This window comes from Flavobacterium ardleyense, from assembly GCF_033547075.1.
Taxonomy (GTDB): Bacteria; Bacteroidota; Bacteroidia; order Flavobacteriales; family Flavobacteriaceae; genus Flavobacterium; species Flavobacterium ardleyense_A.
In genome coordinates, this window is the sequence record NZ_CP137891.1 from 629,724 (window position 1) to 647,556 (window position 17,833).

The following is a 17,833-nucleotide window of genomic DNA, read 5'->3' on the forward strand; positions in this document are numbered from 1 at the left end:
ATTAGATACCTAAAGAATCAAAAAGCTCTATTAATTCTGGTTCTGAAGGTCTGGCAGTATTGTTTGAAACGATTTTCCCTTGGGGATCAAGCAAAATAAATTGTGGTATTGCTTCTACATAATATGCTTTTACAAAGTCAGAATCGATTTCATTATCTGCCAGCAAATGAGTCCCCGTCATTCCTTCTTTTGCAATCATTTTTTTCCATTTCTCTTTGTCTTTCTGACGATCGATTGAGATGCTCACAAATTCAATATTTTTTCCGTGGTATTTTTTTTCTAAATCAATTAGAAATGGAACTTCGTATTTACAAGGTCCGCACCAAGTTGCCCATAGGTCAATAAATACATACTTACCTTTAAAGTCTGTTAGTGATTTTTTACCACTTTTATAGTCTTCATAGTTTGTAAACTGTGGTGACATCATTCCTGGTTTCAGGTTTTTATCTATCTTTAACTGTTTGTCATTCTGAACCTGCATATCTTTCTTGAAATCTGCAAAGGCAGCTTTTTCACGAGCAACAAACGCAGTTCCCAATTCGTTAGCATTGTCATTTAGTAGACTTGAAACCTTAGCGATATGCTCATCGACAGCTTTATCAAATTGTGCTTTCTCGGTACCAAAGAAACCCTTATAGTCTTCACCAATAAGTTTTCCTAATGATTTAGATTTCTCACGCATATAATTATTTGCAACGCTTCCATCTCCAGAAAAAGTAATTGTTTTTCCGATGTTTTTTGAATCAAAATTTAATTTAAGATCCATTCCATTTGCTAATTCGACTCCAAAATATCCTGTGTAGGTAGCACTAAATGAGGTTGACTTTTTTAGGTGTAAAGTATCGTTGAAGTTTCCGTCTTTGTCAACTGTAAGAAGTCGAGTTTTGCTCGTCTCCGGATTGAATAAACGAAATGCTTGCCCTTCTACTGGGTTCGTTATTTTTCCTGAAATTTTTGCATAGTCCTTTTGTCCTTGAGTTTCATTGCAAGAAATAAGTCCAAATAAAACTGCTGCGGCTAGTATTTTTTTCATAAAATTGAAATTTAATTGTAGTGAAAATCAAGCGACTTATATCGTTTGATTAGTTGAATTCTTCTAGCCTTCGCAATTAATTTAGCGAAAGCTAAAAAGCTTCTTGTAATTAATATCCCGGATTCTGAATCATTAAATTGTTTCCTGTAAGTACATTAATACCAATTGGTAATATAAACTGCTTACTACTCGTCAACGAAGATTTTTCGTCAAAAGCATTTACATCGCCGGCTTTGTGATATCTGATTAAATCGAACCAAGATTCTCCATTTTCATAAAACATTTCCAACATTTTCTCTTCACGGATATCATTTAATAAAGTTGCCTTGTCTGTAGTTTCTTTCTCATCTACTCCAGCTCTTAAACGTAAAGTGTTTACATCTGCAAATGCAGCATCAAGATCTCCATTGCTTCTTGCAATTGCTTCAGCTCTTATTAGATACATTTCAGCTAAACGGATATAGTAAAGAGTGTTTCTAGTTGATGTTGCCACATTTTCGTTTCCAGGATACTTTCCGTTAAGGTTAATTCCTTTTGTAGCATCAGAATAGGCAAATGAAAACCTTGGATCGAAACCAGATCCCGTTGCGTCAAGACTACCTTCACCCGGTACTTGAGCGTCTGCAATATCTTTGAAAGCATTACTATACTTTGTACGACTTGCCTGATACATACCACTACCACTAGATGGTGGAATGTCATTGTAAATTGCAAAAATTACTTCTGATGAATTATATCCATTTGAGAAAATAGAATCATAAGAATCTTCTAATACATATCCTTCAGCATTGTCAATTACAATTCCTGCCAAAGTTTCTGCAGCTGCATATTCACCTCTGTAAAGTTGCACTCTCGCCAATAAAGCAGTAGCTGCAACTTGACCAACACGGTAATGCTCCACATATTGAGGACCATTATTCATAGCATAATCAAGATCTGAAAGGATTAATGAATAGGTCGCTGCTACAGATGAACGAGGACGATACTCTAATCCATTTGCGAAGTTTGTTCTAACAACTACACCATACTGAGAACTTGCATCGAAATATTCCCCAAAATAGCGCAACAGATTAAAATACGCCATTGCTCTATGAAACTTTGCCTGAGCAAGCATTTCAGATTTGGAGCTTTCGCTAATACCTACTGCTTTTCCAGCTTCTAATTCTTGAATAAGAAAGTTAGATCCGTTGATTATTTTGTAATGAGCATTATAAAGATTGCTGATGTATGCATTCTCTGGAAGTACTTGGTTTGAATTAAAACCATTGCTACCAGCAACTGATCCAGTAAAATTACCAACTGTTCCTAAAGCTTCAAGATGTAGCGGAAAAGCGTTTAGTTCTAATACTTTCCAACCACTATAAATTCCATTTAACACTCCCTGAGCCGAAAGTTCATCTCGTACAACGTTTTCTGCTGTAAGTTGATTAAATGGTTTCACGTCATCAATATTACAGGATGAGAATGTCGCAAAGCACATCACTGCTACAACCGATTTTATTATATATTTTTTCATAATGTACTTTTTTTTTAGAATTGTAATTGAACACCAACAGATACCGATTTCGCTAAAGGATAAGGATCAAGATTGTTGGTCTGTCCCGTAATACCTGACGAGTCGCCAAAAGTCTCTGGGTCTAATCCTGGATATTTTGTAAATGTCAACATATTAGAAGCTGCGATAAATACTGATGCACGGCTTAACGATAACCTTTCAATTAGGTTCTTGTCAAAATTATAAGTCAACTGAATGTTTTTCAATCTTAGGTAAGAAGTATCAAAAAGATACTTATCTGAAATTCTAGAGTTTCCAGCTGGATCAGTATAAACTGCTTTTGCATAAGTTGCGCCAGTATTTTCTGGAGTCCAAGTATTAAGACCGTATTCAGCTAGTTTGTTTGCACCTAATGGATTGTAAACTCCTGAAGGAATTGCATCCCAAATAGTTTCTGATCCTACAGAAAATTGGAAGAATGCAGCTAGAGAAAGATTTTTATAAGTAAAAGTATTGCTAAATCCTCCAAAGAAGTCAGGCTGAATATTGCCAATTATCTGTCTGTCCAATGTCGTAATCTCTCCATCACCGTTAGTGTCTACAAATTTGTAATCTCCAACGCCAGCATATTGAGAACTGTAAAATCCATTAGGAGAAGCAGCATTCAAGTCATCAATTTCTGATTGATCTTGAAAGATTTTTTCAACTTTGTATCCTTTTATTGTTCCTACTGGTTGACCTTGTACGTAGTAATCAAGACTAAATTGGTTGATATTTGCTCCATACAATTCTTTTAACTCATTTTTATTGGAAGCCCAATTAAGGTTTACATTCCAAGTGAAGTTCTCATTTCTAACTAAATCTCCACCAAGATTAATCTCGATTCCTTTATTAGAAACATCCATAAGGTTTGAGAAATATCTTAATGGACCCAATTCGTAAGGAATTGGTGTCAAAGCAAGAGCTCCAGTTGTCAATCTATCGTAGATATCAACGCTACCATACAATCTATGAGAGAATAATTTGAAATCTAAACCGAAATTAATCTCTTTTGTACCTTCCCATCCAATTCCCAAATTAGGTAAAACATCTGAAGGTCTAACTCCAGGATTATTTCCATAACCTCCAGGAACAATTTCAAAAAATGGTATATATGCAAAGTCATCAGTATTTGCAGATCCTACAATACCTCCACTAGCTCTTACTTTAAGCACATTGATTTGTGGTATGTCTGCTAGAAATTTTTCATTAGAGGCATTCCAACTTAATGAAAGTGACGGGAAGGGGCCTCTTTTATTATCAGGTCCAAATTTTGACGAGGAATCTACTCTATAATTTACAGTAACATTATACAAATCTTTGTAGCTATAGCTTAAGCGTGAGAACAAAGAATTTATTCCAACTTCCCCTTTAAAACTATTTTGTCCCAAAACTGTAGCTGCAGAATTTGCATCAATCAAAACATCGTCATCAGGAAATCCTTGGTAAAAATGACCACTACTTTCTCTTTTTGTTCTATCGTAGGCAACACCAACTAAAGCGTTAAATTCATGATTTTCTGCTATTTTAAAATTATATTTTGCAGTTACATTCGTCGTAATATTAGAGCTTAAACCATCATTTGTTACCAAAGAAGATTCATTTGGTCCAAAAGTGAAATCTGTTAATGTGTACTTAGGTACAAAAAGAGAAGTTTTGTTGTAAAAAACACCTCCATTTATGTCGGCCCGAAATACTAATTTATCTATTGGTGTGAATTCTAAATAAGTATTTCCAATAAAATTATAAGCACGAGATTCATATATATTAGATAATTTTGCAAGCGGATTCGGCTCAAAAGTTTCAAAACCATAAGTATAATCAGCTTGATTAAAGAAGGTACCATCTTCATTATAAATAGGTAAATCTGGTCTAGCTACAACATTTGCAGTATTGATATTAGTAATACTAAAATCTACTGCTTCACCCGTAGTTGCTTTAGTATGAGAGATATTTGCGGTTGCTCCAGCTGTAAATTTCTCACTCAACTTTGTATCTAGAGCCATTCTCATATTGTATTGATCAAATTCATCTTTAATTGTAAGACCTTCTTGATCTACAGCAGACAGGCTAAAAGAGTGATTTGTTTTTTCATTTCCTCCACTTATCGTAAAGTTAGTTTGATTTGTAACAGCTAATTTTCTGAAAACTTCTTTATTCCAATCTGTATCTGCGGTACCAAAGTAATCATCTCTAATCCCGTTATTTGTATACTGAAAAGTATCGTAATCCAAATCGATATTTGCAATATTCATAAGGTCAAAATCATAATAGAATTCTAAAGTTCCATCATTCAACCCATTTACACTATTTGTAATAAGTGTGTTATAAAAGTCTTTATATTGAGAAGCATTTAAAGCTTTTAAAGTATTTACAGGAGTCGCAAATGTAGAAGAGTACGATAAATTAACTCTTGCTTTTTGATTTCTCTTACCTCTTTTGGTCGAAACGATAATTACACCATTTGCTCCACGTGATCCGTAGATTGCAGTTGCTGCAGCATCCTTCAAGACATCGATTTTTTCGATATCGCTTGGGTTAATTGCTAGTAACGGATTAACTCCTGATATAGCATCGGTATTAAAAACGATTCCGTCAATGACAAACAATGGTTGATTTAATTGCCCCGATAGTGGAGACGTTAAACCTCTGATGTTTATTCTGATGGCTTCACCTGGACGTCCACTATTTTGAGAAACTTGCATACCCTCTGACAGTCCACCCAAAGCTTTGTCAAATCCAACAGTACCTGTTGCCATTTGCTCTATCTGAGCACTCTTTATTGATGATATAGCCCCTGTAACCTTGTCACGAGTTTGAGATCCGTAACCAATAATTACAACTTCTTGCATACTTGTTACCGCTTCCTTCATAACAATTTTCATATTGTCGGGAGACGTAATAGTATATTCTAAATCTTCGTAACCTATGTAAGAAACCAATAAAATTGGATTGCTACCAGAAACAGTCATTTTAAAATTTCCAAGAGCATCAGTCATTGTTGAATTTTGAGTGCCTTTTTCAAGAATACTTGCAGCAATCAATTTCTCATTCATTTCATTAAATACAGTTCCTGTAATGGTGGTAGTTTGCTGTTTAGCAACCACAGTTTTTTTAGGACTTGCAACTAAAGAAATCGTTTTACCTTGAATAACGTAATCGAAATCTGCGTTTGCAAAGGCTTTATTTAGCACCTCTTCCAACGGTTGATTCGTCACGTCAAGAGATACAGGTTTTGCATCTTTTGCTAAAGCGCTATCATAGAAAAACACATAATCTGTTTGCGTTTTCACAATATTCAAGAACTTTTTGAAAGCGATATTTTTGCCAGAATACGTAATCGTCTGAGACGATGCAGCAGCTGAAACTTGCAATGTTAACACAAGAAAGAAGATGGAGGCTAGCTTCATAATTTGCCAGGTTTTAGACGAAAGTCGATGATTTTTCGACTTAATTTTTAGTAATAATTTCATACATTCGTAATGGTTTTGGTTAATAATAGTACTCATACAACAGTCTAAAAATTAGAAATCAAAGTCAGTAAACCTAAAAGGTTTAGGCCGGCGATGCTCGAACATCAGTCGGCTTTTTTTTTGAAATCTTTTCTTTATTTTATAAAATAAGAAGGCAGTTTAATTCGAAATAAAAACGGTACGTCCTTCAAGTTTAAATTTTACTTTATTTAATTCTAATATTCTCAATACTTCTGAGAGTTTCAAGTTTCGCTGAATCTCTCCTTCAAAATTACGCTCTGGAACATCGCCTTTATAGACAACATCCACATCATACCAGCGACTTATATCACGCATAACTTCCTGAAGACTAGAATTTTCAAAATAGAATAAACCATTTTTCCAGCTCATCACTTGCGAGAGATTTACATTTTTTTCAAGGTTGATATCTCCAATAGTATTCACAACCGCTTGCTGACCAGGATATAATTTTTTGGATTTTATGTTTTGTGTAACGACCACACTTCCTTCAAGAAGAGTTGTTCTGATCACTTCTTCATCATTATATGAATTTACATTAAAGTGAGTTCCAAGAACCTCAACTTGCATTCCACCCACATCAACAATAAATGGACGACTTTTGTCAGGACTAACTTCAAAATATGCTTCCCCAGTGATGCTTACTTGTCTGCTTGCGCCAGAAAAAGCTGTAGGAAATTTAATAGAAGATGAAGCATTGAGCCAAACTTTTGTTCCGTCGGCCAGTTGCAAATTATATCGTTGTGCCTTTGGAGTAGACATTGTATTGTATACCGTTGCAGCTCCTTTTTGAGAATTGTAGATTAATTTTCCATCTCTGTTAGAAATTGTAGTATTAGATTGTTGTGCGATTTGTCCATTTCCGAGACTATCCAAAAGAATCTGCGATCCGTCTGCAAGTGTAAGTATTGCACCAGGAATTGCGGGAGAAATGTCTTTAATAGTTTCATCTGTAGTTACTACTTGTGTTTGCACCGGCTGATCATCATTAATGAAAAATGTCGTTCCAACTCCAACTGCAAGTATTAATGACGCTGCAACTACCAATTTTTTCCATCCAAACATCTTAATAACTTTTGGCTCTTGAGATTTTTGAGAAGTGTTGATTTTTAAATTTATTGCATTGATAAATTTTTCTGTCTGTGCTTCTGTGGCAAAATTATTTTCCGCTTTCGCTAAATTGTCTCTCAATAGCAAATCTAATGAATCTAGACTTTCGTCCCTGTCAAGCAAATCAAGCAACCGCGCCTTTTCTGAAGATGAAATTTCTCCAGAGATATAGCGCGATATCAGTTCATTAAATTCTTTTTCCTGCAACATAATTATATTTATTTGGCAACGATAGTATTAGTCTCTATATATAAAGACGACAACAGTTGACCAAAGTGGCAATGGAAAAGGAAAAATTTTATAATTATTTTTAGACTTTAATAAACAGTAAGGCTAAAATGCTGGAAATGTATTGATTATGAATATGAGTACGCATAAAATTTAACGCCTCGGCAAGATGCCAACGCACAGTTCTTTTGGCAATTCCCAATTCGGCACTAATGAAATCTGAATCTCGACCTTCAATTCGGCTAAGTAAAAATACCGATCTGCGTGGCTCAGACAGCAAATCTGCACCTTCTTGAATGATGCTTTCTAGCTCCTGGAATGCAAACTGCTCATCAGGCTTGAAAAACATTTCTTCTAATTTCTGTTCTTTGAGAGTACTAGTTTCAACTAGTTTTTTGCGAATGTGGGTAATAATAAGATTCCGACTCACGATAAAGAGATAATTATCAAAACTTTTTACATCGGTAAGTTTTTCGCGTTTTTCCCAAAGTTGAATAAAAACATCCTGAGTTAGTTCTTCTGCAACTTGGTAGGATTTGACAAAGGTCAACGCATGCTGAAGAACCTTTTGCCACCGTTGCCTAACAATTTCGGCAAAAGCCACAGAATCTCCGGCAGCTACTTTTAATAACAGCGAATTCTCTTCTGTACCGGAAGTTAAATGATCCATCATTAAAATTAAAGTTGCTTTGCGTTAGCTGTGAATTAACACACAAAAGTATGGCCTGAATATTACAATTAGAATAATCTGTAAAATTAGTACAATACTAAAGAGGTTTGTAACTATCTATATGCAAATAGTTGTAGATAATCATGAATGATCTAAAGTACCTTTCGGTATTGCATCAATCAGTTTTTGAGTGTAGACACTCTTGGGACTAGAATATAAAATATCAGCGTCGGCGGTTTCTTCGATTTTTCCTTTATTCATTACCACCACCTGGTCTGACATATATTTGACTACAGCAAGATCATGCGAAATAAATATATAGCTAAAGCCAAAATTATCCTTCAAATCATTTAGAAGATTTAGCACTTGGGCTTGCACCGAAATATCCAAAGCTGAAACCGATTCGTCACAAACAATCATTTTTGGCTGAAGCGCTACGGTTCTTGCAATTCCAATTCGTTGCCTTTGTCCTCCAGAAAATTCGTGGGGATATCTATCAAAATGCTCAGCGGTAAGTCCTACTTGTTCTAGAATTTCGATAGTTTTTGCTTTCCGCTCTTTGTCATCATTATACAATTTATGAACCTGCATCGGTTCCATAATTGCTTTCCCCACTTGAATTCGGGGATTTAAGGAGGAATACGGATCTTGAAAAATTATTTGAATTTCCTTTCGAAGATTTTTCAGTTCGTCTTTTCCGATATTGGTAATGTCTTGGCCTCGGTAAAAAATCTGTCCAGCCGTTGCTTTATCAAGTTGCAAGATTGCATTCCCCAATGTTGATTTTCCACAACCTGATTCGCCCACTAAACCGAGAGTTTCACCTTCATAAAGTTTAAGGCTGACATCATCAACTGCTTTAAAGCTCTTGGTTTTGCCCAGAAATCCTGCCGAAAAAAAGTATTCTTTTTCGAGATTTCGAATTTCTAGTAATGGTGGTGTACTGTATAATTTGTCTAATCGAATTTGTCTTTCCTCGGGACTTACAATTTCAGATTTGATTTTATTTTCGAGAAAATCTTTTATTGTTGGAAGACGATTAAGTCGTACATCAAGCGAAGGTCTCGCGCTCAACAACGCCTTTGTATATTGATGTTGAGGATTTGAAAATAATTCTTTTTTACTTCCTTGCTCAACAATACTTCCCTTGTACATCACAATCACTTTGTCGACAATTTGAGAAACTAAAGACAAATCGTGAGAAATAAAGAGGATGCTCATTTTGGTTTCCTGCTGCAGCTCTTTGAGTAACAGCAATATTTCTTTCTGAACGGTTACGTCCAATGCCGTTGTAGGTTCGTCGGCAATCAGAAGTTTTGGTTTGCAAGCGATTGCCATTGCAATCATTACACGTTGCTTTTGCCCGCCAGAAATTTGGTGTGGATATTTTTCAAAAAGCTGTGCTGGATCTGGAAGTTTTACTTGTTCAAAAAGTTCAATAGTTCTCGTTTTACTTTCCGATTTGGATAATTTGGTATGCTGTAGCAAAATTTCTTGCACTTGCACACCACATTTTGTTGAAGGATTTAAAGAACTCATTGGTTCTTGAAATATCATTGCGACTTCGTTTCCACGAAAATTCTGCCAGTGTTTTGCGGTAAAATCTGCGACATTTCTATTATTGAAAATTATTTCTCCTTCCGATATTTTCGAAATTTTTGCGGGCAACAATCCCATTATTGACAATGAAGAAACCGATTTCCCTGAACCTGATTCACCCACAATTCCAACGATTTCATTTGGCTGAATGCTATAGCTGATATTATGAATTACCGAATTCCACTTTCCGTCTGAAGCAAAAGCGATATTTAGATTTTCGACCGACAATAAAGGAGCAATTTTCATAAGGTAAATGTAAATATTATTTTGGAAACAACTGCCCTAGCCCTGATTGTAGCGGAAATCCCTTAGCTAGCATTTGCCTTTTTGCAACTGTGGCAGGCAAGAGCGACCAACGGAAGCTCCTTGAATGCCAACTGTTGCGGCAATTGCTAGCTAAGGATTGTAGAGAAAAGCAGGAAATAGCTCCAAAAAAAAAATTAAACAGAAAGAACTTCTTCGGGAATTAATATGGCTTCATTGCGCATTCGGAGAAAAATTTGTGCCACGGTCAAGGTGTCTTTCTCACAATAGGTCACGATGCGGTCGATATCCTTTTCTTTGTAAAAAACTGCGGCGACTTCACTGCCATCTATATCATCTTTTGGCGATGGTATGCCTAAAATTTTTGCTAATAACTTGAGTGATGTAAAGTGTTTATAGTCACCAAATTTCCACATTTCGAGAGTGTCTAGATGCGGGATTTCCCAAGGCTTCTTTCCGACTAAATTAAGCTTCGTAGGCAATGGAATACCTTTGATAATACAGCGTCGAGCAATAAATGGCAGATCAAATTCCTTGGCGTTGTGCCCGCATAATACATGCTGTGGACCAGAAAAATGATCGTTGAGAAGTTGCGAAAAATCTTTGAGAATTTGAACCTCATCTCCAAAAAAGGAGGTAACTCTAAAATTTCGGATGTCATTTTTGATATTGAAATATCCTACAGAAATGCAGATTATTTTACCGAATTCTGCCCAAATTCCTGCGCGATTGTAAAAATCTTCTGCACTAGCCTCGTCCCGCCTCTGATAATGCGTTTTATGATCCCACAAAACTTGCATTTCTGAGTCCAAATCTGAAAAAGTTTCAACTTCGGGAACTGTTTCGATATCTAAAAATAATATATTTTCGAGTTTTATCTTTTCTATCATACCGCGCTGTTTTTAGAATTTACGAGTTCATTTGCTCGAGCATTTTATAAGCCTCTTCGATGTAAATATAGAAATCCTTGCCGTGCTCATCGCCATTTACAGGCGTTGCTCGATGTCCTAAACGGGTGATTATAATATCGTCTTCGGGAATTACAATCACGTATTGTCCAAGGTGTCCGCGCATATAAAAGACATCTTTGCCTTGATATTTTGCCAACCACCACCCATAACCATACTCGGGAGCATCTTTAAATCGAGGAGTTATCGATTTTGCCACGAAAGCGCTATCGAGTATCTGCTTGCCTTCCCACTTACCAAATTGTTTGTACAACTTTCCAAATCGTGAAAAATCACGAGCATCAGATGCTATACAGCAATAGGCTTTCACGATTCCATCTTTTTGATCGGTTTGCCAAAGCGCGTCATTTTCGGCGCCCATTGGTTGCCAAAACTTTTCTGAAACATAGGTTGCAAGGGATTTGCCAGTAGCTTTTTCTATGACCATTGCTAGCAATTGTGTGTTGCCACTTAAATAAATAAAATATTTTCCAGGTTCGCTTGTTACTCTTAAATTCTTAATAATTGCGGGTAAATCCTTGTCGAAATAGGCTCGCGTGGTCACAGAAAACGGACTGTAATAGGATTCGTCCCAATTAAGGCCCGAGGACATTGATGACAGGTCGCCAACGGTAAGAGTAGCTGCTTTTCCAGTTGAAAACTCTGGAAAGAAATCGCCGACTAGTTGATCGAGACCTTTAATTTTCTTCTCTTGAATCGCTTTTCCCAAAGCTGCCGAGACCAAACTTTTGGCCATCGAGAATGAATTTGACTTAGAATCCTTATTATAATCATCGTAATAATGTTCGTATTGAATACTGTCATTTTTAATGATAAGATAAGCGACAGTTCCATTTTTTGAATGCAGGGAATCTAATCTATTACTACTGCTTGCCGAATTGTATTTGGCAGAAATTGGCCAGGATTGTGGAGTTTTTGACTTCTCTATAATCCGGTTTTCGAAATAATTATAATCATCTAAGAATGCTGTTTTGTGGCCATTAAGATAGGTGATTCGAACTGCGGTAATAAGATAGTCTACCTTAAAAATATATAAAGCGGCAATTAGCAATGCGAAAAAGGCAACTAAGCCAATTAAAAAGTATTTGAGAATTTTCATAAGATACCGACAATTAAAAATGCGAAGACCGTAACGAAAATACAACTTTTTTTAACAAGTATTTTTTCTGTTACAAAAATTAGAATAATTGTTCTTGCTGGCAATTTTGTTCGTGATGTAGCAGCCATTCTTTGCGCCAAAGTTCGGCTGAGAAACCTCCAAGTCCACCATCTTTTGAAATAATGCGGTGACATGGAATAATAATGAGAATAGGGTTTTTGCCATTTGCCGAAGCGACAGCACGGCTGGCTTTTGGATCGCCGTATTGTTCAGCAAGCTGAGAATAGCTCAAAATACTTCCGTATGGTATATGTTGGAGCAAATTCCACACCTTTTGTTGAAATATTGTTCCTTTCGGATTGATTTTAACTGTAAATTCTCTCCTACTTCCTGCAAAATATTCCTGGAGCTGGTTTACAACATTTTGAAGTTCAGTGGCAACTACGGGAGATTCTTGTAAAGAATCACAAAAATTTAAATAAAAAATTCCATCCTCATTCCCTATAATCTTAATGAAACCCAACGGCGAATTGATCACAGATGTTTTCATAATCAAGAAAGAATGATGATGGAATAAATTACTTGCAGACAATTATTTAGCCATTGAAAGCATATATGCTTCCAAAGACGCTAATTCGTCAGCACTCATTTTTTTTGTAATTGCTAAATTGGCTTGCATAACCACATATTGAGCTGGATCGACAATTGGCTTGGCGTCATCTTTAAGAAATGCAACAAGACTTGCACCCTCTTTTTTGTAAATAGTACCAATTTCAGTAATACTTGGTCCGATTGTCTTTTCGGCTGGTTGGTGACAAGCAATACAAGTTCCTTTTCCAGAGAAGAGTGCTTTTCCTTTTTCAACTAAAGCAGGATCCAAACCTGATGCAGCTAAAGCCGCTTCGGCAGCGGGATCTGGCGCATCTGCAACTGCTTCTGCTGGCATCTCCATTTCGTCTTCATATATAACGGTTTCTGCATTTTGAACTGGTTTGTCTTTACAGGCAAAAAGCATCAAAAGGGAAGCGAATACGATTACTTTTTTCATAACTTAAAATATTTGTGTTGTTTTTTGTTGCTATTTTCTAATGAGTGTCTATAAATTGCTGATTTATGGCAAAAGACTTGAGATTATTTAAAATTACATAAAATATTACCGCAAATTTAAGCCTTTTTTAAATTCTAAACTTTATTTTAAACAAGATTTAGATTGAAGCAACTCAATATATACGGATTCTAATCTAGTATCATTCAAGGATTATTTCCGGAATTTATTTTTGATTATCTTTTAGAAATTGTGCCGCTTCTCTAGCAAAATATGTTGAGATCAAACTTGCTCCTGCCCTTTTGATACACATCAATTGCTCCATCATAATTTGGTCGTGATCAAGCCATCCTCTTTCGGCTGCAGCCTTAATCATCGCATACTCACCCGACACGTGAAAAACAGTTACTGGAACATTTACCGCGTTTTTTACTTCGCGAACAATATCAAGATACGCAATTCCTGGTTTTACCATCACCATATCTGCGCCTTCTTCTACATCCCACAAAGCTTCTTTAATAGCTTCGATGCGGTTTGCATAATCCATTTGGTAGGTCTTCTTATCTTTTGGAACTTCGATATCAGCTTCTCGTGGTGCACTGTCTAAAGCATCGCGGAAAGGACCATAAAATGCCGAAGCATATTTAGCCGAATAGCTCATAATTCCCACATTGTGGAAACCTGCTTCATCCAATCCTTGACGCAATCTCAAAACGCGACCATCCATCATGTCACTTGGCGCAACCATATCTGCTCCCGCTTTTGCGTGCGAAACAGCCATTTTGACCAATGCGTCATTAGTAACATCATTGGCAACATCCCCATTTTTGATAATTCCGTCGTGTCCGTACATTGAGTACGGATCCAATGCTACATCAGGCATTACAATCATATCTGGACAAGCTTCTTTAATTGCTCTGATGGTGCGTTGCATCAATCCTTGGTCATTCCAAGCTTCTTTTCCGGTATTGTCTTTAACAGACTCATCAGCTTTCACGTAGATATTAACCGCGCGAATTCCCAATTCGAAAATATCTTTAACTTCTTGAACAGTCAAATCTATCGATCGATGGAAAATTCCCGGCATTGATGGAATTTCTATTTTGACGTTTTCGCCTTCGGCAATAAACATCGGAAACATAAAATCACTTGGACTTAATGTAGTTTCGCGAACAAGACTTCGCATAGATTCGTTGACACGTAGTCGGCGGCCTCGGTGCAGCATAAGTTAGTTTAGTTTACGGTTTACGGTTAACAGTTTTTGGTTTGCGGGTAAGCAGACTTCTATGTTATTGTGAACCAATATTATTAATTATACGTTGACAAATTATGAAAATTTTCTTAGTTTAAAGTTCTTTGTAGATCGTTAACAGCCGTTTATCGTACCATATTGAAATTCCTTCTCCTTTAAATAGTATTTCTCAATTATTTTTGCTGGAACATTATTGATTATAATGTTGATTTTATCTTTCTAATAAGAGAACCCAACATTTTTTTAATTTCTAAAAGCTCAGTTAATAATCTCTCTGACTCGTCTTGATTTATAAATTTTAAATCAGTTGCTAGTAAGATTAAATATTCTACCTCGTGTGCTGATCCTGATGATATGTATAAGAATCTAATCAATTCTTTTTGAGTTTCTCGTCCACAGCCTTCGGCAATATTGGTTGGGATGGAAATTGCAGCTCTATTAATTTGCGGAACAATTGTAAACATTTCCGATTTTGGAAAAGTTGAAGTAATTCGATAGACATCCAAAACTAATTGATGTGATCGCTGCCAAACGTGATATTTTTTATAATCTACCATTCGTCCTACTTTTAACTGTGAACCGTAAACTGTGAACTTTAAACTATTTGAGCCACTCCACCGGTCTCTCCAACACCTGCACCAATCTTTCCTCCTCGCTTCCAACTTCTGGATGATGATCGTAAATCCATTGCACATGCGGCGGTAAACTCATCAAGATACTCTCGATTCTTCCGTTCGTTTTAAGACCAAATAAAGTTCCTTTGTCGTGAACTAAATTAAATTCGACATAGCGGCCTCTTCGTACTTCTTGCCATTTGCGATTTGCATCTGATGATGGTAAGTTTTTTCTCTTTTCAACAATTGGAATGTATGATTCAACAAAGCTATTTCCAACTTCTGTGACAAAGTTATACCAAGCTTCCATCGACATTTCTGGGGTTTCTTTTAGATAATCAAAGAATAACCCACCGATTCCTCGCGCTTCGTGTCGATGTGCATTCCAGAAATATTCGTCACATTGCTTTTTGTATTTTGCGTAGAACGTTGGATTGTGTTTATCGCAAGCTTCTTTACAAATAGTATGAAAATGAACCGCATCTTCATCAAATAGATAATAAGGCGTAAGATCTTGGCCTCCACCAAACCAACTATTGATAACCGTTCCTTCGGCATCATACATTTCAAAATAGCGCCAGTTTGCGTGAACAGTTGGCACCATTGGATTTTTTGGATGAATAACTAAACTCAGCCCGCAAGCAAAAAAATCTGCTTCTCCCACATTAAATAACTTTTGCATACTATCCGGAAGTTTTCCGTGGACCGCCGAAATATTGACCCCGCCTTTTTCGAAGACAGCTCCATTTTCGATTACTCGAGTTCTTCCGCCACCACCTTCTGGTCTGTCCCAAAGATCTTCGCGGAATTTGGCTGTTCCATCTTGAGCTTCGAGGGCTGCACAGATTTGGTCTTGTAAGTTTAATATATATGAATAAAATTTATCTTTCATTATTCCAATTCTTTTTTAATATTCAGGTAGTCGATCGCTTTTAATTTATTTACAACACTTTTACCGGTTTTCTCTTCAATTTCTTTACGAGTATTTCCTGCAATTGTTCCACCTTGTTTCGCAATAACTTTATTTTCGACAAATGTCTCTGGCTTCTTTTCTTTGCTAATTTCTGTAGTTGTCGCTTCTGCCAACATATTGAGTACTAATTCTAGATTACTCATATTATCACGCAGATTTTCTTTTTTTAACCCTTTGTGATTTTTATATTCTTTAACTGATAATCCACTCCAAGCCTTGGTAATTTCATCAGTTAAAATCGCATATTCTTGACCCTTCTTTACACCTCTATTATCCCATTCATCCGTCAGATCTTTTCGAACTTCTATACTTTTCAACCGCTGATTGACCCATTCTTTGGAATATCCTTTTTTTAGATAAGTTTCCATCAAACGATCAATACCTATTTCTGGATCTTCGATTTCGTCGATTCTTTCACGGGCAACCTGCGCAATCCATAATTTAAATGGCTCTGCTTTAGGTGAGGGAATTGATTGTATTAGTCTAAATAACTGCTCGGTATCAGCAATGTCGGTTTTATAAAACTTCCCATCCGCAGCTTCCATTTTCAGTTGTCCGATTTTATCGGACAACTGACTTCCTTCTTTTTTGAGTTTCGATTTTAAGTCGCTCCAATATTTTCTTGGTCTATCGGTTTCAGTAAGAACTTCGACAATATCAACAATCGAAAAATACCATTTCTCTTGCTCATCATCCCAAAATGATCGAATTTTATTCTGCTCAAATAATTTTATCGCTGTTTCCTTTGTCATAATTTCAGTATTTACAGTTCAATTTACACAAAATCAACCAGTTATCAGTATAAAGTATTTTTTATAGTTTGGCTTGCGCCGAAGTAATCTTCCCCATTATCGAGAAAGACATTGTATGACTTTCGGTCTGAATGAATTTATAAATCGAAATTGCTTTCTCACCGAAATTATATTGACTTCCTTTCGACAGATTTATAAGAATATCTGCAAATTGCTCTAGTTGTTCAAATTCCAAATTATTCTGCTTTAGAAGTTTAATTAAATCTTCAGAACTCGAATTGCTGATAGTTTCTAAGGTCATTCCAAACTTTTCTAGCTGTTCGTCAATCGAAGAAAGTTCCGTCACATTCCAAAACTTCGGAACAAAAACTAGTGATAATAAGGTCTTTAGAATATTATCGATTCGTACTGCTTGCTCGTCTCTTAGTCCTTTGTTTAGCATTGCTGTTTTATTCTTTACTAATATTTTTATCAAGCTGTTTTGCAAAATCAATTACCGCTATTGTGAGAGCCGTGTCTTTAGAACAATACCTACAAGGTTTAAAAAAAACCTTGCAGGATCGCCAACTTAAGATTTTTTACTCAAGCGTATGTTTTACCGTTAGCGCATCACTTTGATTCTTGTGACAAAATTTGAAATTTTCGATTCCTCCAAATAGTTCTAAAACTTCTAACCTTTCTAACTTTGTTTCCTTTTCTGATAGTATAGATTGATACGATGAAAATCTAAAAACTTCAAAATTCAAATCCAAATGATGTTTTGGATTTAAATTGGTATAAATAATTAAATGTTTTAAGTATTCTTCGTTATCTAGCTTTATCCTTTTAAAATGTTTTTCGAAGAGACTGCCTGTTCTACCATTTTCTTTATTCACAGCTTTGACATACGAATTCAAGAAATTAGAAAAAGATTGTGTTACAAGCTCTCCTTCTTCGAGTAATCTTACAACTAAATGATAATGGTTGTCAAGTAAACAATAAGCATACAATGAAATTTTACCTGATAAATATTTGTTCAACTGCTTAAGAAAGAACATTTTATTTTTATCTGTAAAGAACACATCGCCTCCATTTATACCTCTATTATAAATGTGATAATAATGATCTTTTTCTAAAACTTCAAGTTGCACTAATCGCGTTTTTTAGACTTTCCTGCAAGGTTTTAAAAACCTTGTAGGTATTGTTGTTTTTCGGAATGCTA

General features: G+C 35.9%; 16 protein-coding genes. All 16 read right to left on the reverse strand.

What is annotated here, in order from left to right; all coding sequences use genetic code 11:
* Window position 1: 1 nt before the first annotated feature.
* The 16 genes from SBO79_RS02750 to SBO79_RS02825 all read right to left on the reverse strand — a co-directional run bounded on the left by SBO79_RS02750 (window position 2) and on the right by SBO79_RS02825 (window position 17,762).
* Complete coding sequence (locus SBO79_RS02750) at window positions 2-1,033, reverse strand: TlpA family protein disulfide reductase (RefSeq protein ID WP_318641604.1); 1,032 nt, start codon at window positions 1,031-1,033, stop codon at window positions 2-4.
* Window positions 1,034-1,142: 109 nt separating this feature from the next.
* Entirely contained in the window at window positions 1,143-2,549 is a 1,407-nt protein-coding gene (locus SBO79_RS02755) for a RagB/SusD family nutrient uptake outer membrane protein (protein WP_318641605.1), read from the reverse strand.
* A 14-nt stretch (window positions 2,550-2,563) separates the two neighbouring features.
* Window positions 2,564-6,040: a TonB-dependent receptor gene (locus SBO79_RS02760; RefSeq protein ID WP_318641606.1), complete on the reverse strand. Its 3,477-nt coding sequence runs from the start codon at window positions 6,038-6,040 to the stop codon at window positions 2,564-2,566.
* Between the two features lie 159 nt (window positions 6,041-6,199).
* Entirely contained in the window at window positions 6,200-7,378 is a 1,179-nt protein-coding gene (locus SBO79_RS02765) for a FecR family protein (RefSeq protein ID WP_318641607.1), read from the reverse strand.
* A gap of 100 nt (window positions 7,379-7,478) precedes the next feature.
* Window positions 7,479-8,069 (reverse strand): sigma-70 family RNA polymerase sigma factor, encoded by a 591-nt coding sequence (locus SBO79_RS02770; RefSeq protein ID WP_318641609.1) that lies wholly within the window; start codon window positions 8,067-8,069, stop codon window positions 7,479-7,481.
* 138 nt (window positions 8,070-8,207) lie between these two features.
* A complete protein-coding gene (locus SBO79_RS02775) occupies window positions 8,208-9,911 on the reverse strand; it encodes an ABC transporter ATP-binding protein (protein WP_318641611.1) in 1,704 nt (567 codons plus the stop codon).
* Between the two features lie 194 nt (window positions 9,912-10,105).
* On the reverse strand, window positions 10,106-10,819 hold the full coding sequence (locus SBO79_RS02780; protein ID WP_318641612.1) for a 3'-5' exonuclease: 714 nt from the start codon (window positions 10,817-10,819) through the stop codon (window positions 10,106-10,108).
* 19 nt (window positions 10,820-10,838) lie between these two features.
* The gene (locus SBO79_RS02785) at window positions 10,839-11,996 is read right to left on the reverse strand and encodes a serine hydrolase domain-containing protein (RefSeq protein WP_318641613.1); all 1,158 of its coding nucleotides are present in this window, start codon (window positions 11,994-11,996) and stop codon (window positions 10,839-10,841) included.
* A gap of 79 nt (window positions 11,997-12,075) precedes the next feature.
* Window positions 12,076-12,546, reverse strand: coding sequence for a methylated-DNA--[protein]-cysteine S-methyltransferase (locus SBO79_RS02790; RefSeq protein ID WP_318641614.1), 471 nt, complete (start codon window positions 12,544-12,546; stop codon window positions 12,076-12,078).
* Window positions 12,547-12,588: 42 nt separating this feature from the next.
* On the reverse strand, window positions 12,589-13,044 hold the full coding sequence (locus SBO79_RS02795) for a c-type cytochrome (RefSeq protein ID WP_318641616.1): 456 nt from the start codon (window positions 13,042-13,044) through the stop codon (window positions 12,589-12,591).
* Between the two features lie 223 nt (window positions 13,045-13,267).
* Complete coding sequence (gene hemB / locus SBO79_RS02800; RefSeq protein WP_318641618.1) at window positions 13,268-14,266, reverse strand: porphobilinogen synthase; 999 nt, start codon at window positions 14,264-14,266, stop codon at window positions 13,268-13,270.
* A gap of 224 nt (window positions 14,267-14,490) precedes the next feature.
* A complete protein-coding gene (locus SBO79_RS02805; RefSeq protein ID WP_318641620.1) occupies window positions 14,491-14,850 on the reverse strand; it encodes a four helix bundle protein in 360 nt (119 codons plus the stop codon).
* 43 nt (window positions 14,851-14,893) lie between these two features.
* Entirely contained in the window at window positions 14,894-15,799 is a 906-nt protein-coding gene (gene hemF / locus SBO79_RS02810; protein ID WP_318641623.1) for an oxygen-dependent coproporphyrinogen oxidase, read from the reverse strand.
* The gene (locus SBO79_RS02815) at window positions 15,799-16,632 is read right to left on the reverse strand and encodes a BRO-N domain-containing protein (RefSeq protein WP_318641625.1); all 834 of its coding nucleotides are present in this window, start codon (window positions 16,630-16,632) and stop codon (window positions 15,799-15,801) included. The genes hemF and SBO79_RS02815 overlap by 1 nt, the downstream gene beginning before the upstream one ends.
* Before the next feature lie 61 nt (window positions 16,633-16,693).
* On the reverse strand, window positions 16,694-17,074 hold the full coding sequence (locus tag SBO79_RS02820) for a hypothetical protein (protein ID WP_318641627.1): 381 nt from the start codon (window positions 17,072-17,074) through the stop codon (window positions 16,694-16,696).
* A gap of 136 nt (window positions 17,075-17,210) precedes the next feature.
* Window positions 17,211-17,762: a hypothetical protein gene (locus SBO79_RS02825; protein ID WP_318641628.1), complete on the reverse strand. Its 552-nt coding sequence runs from the start codon at window positions 17,760-17,762 to the stop codon at window positions 17,211-17,213.
* Window positions 17,763-17,833 lie beyond the last annotated feature (71 nt).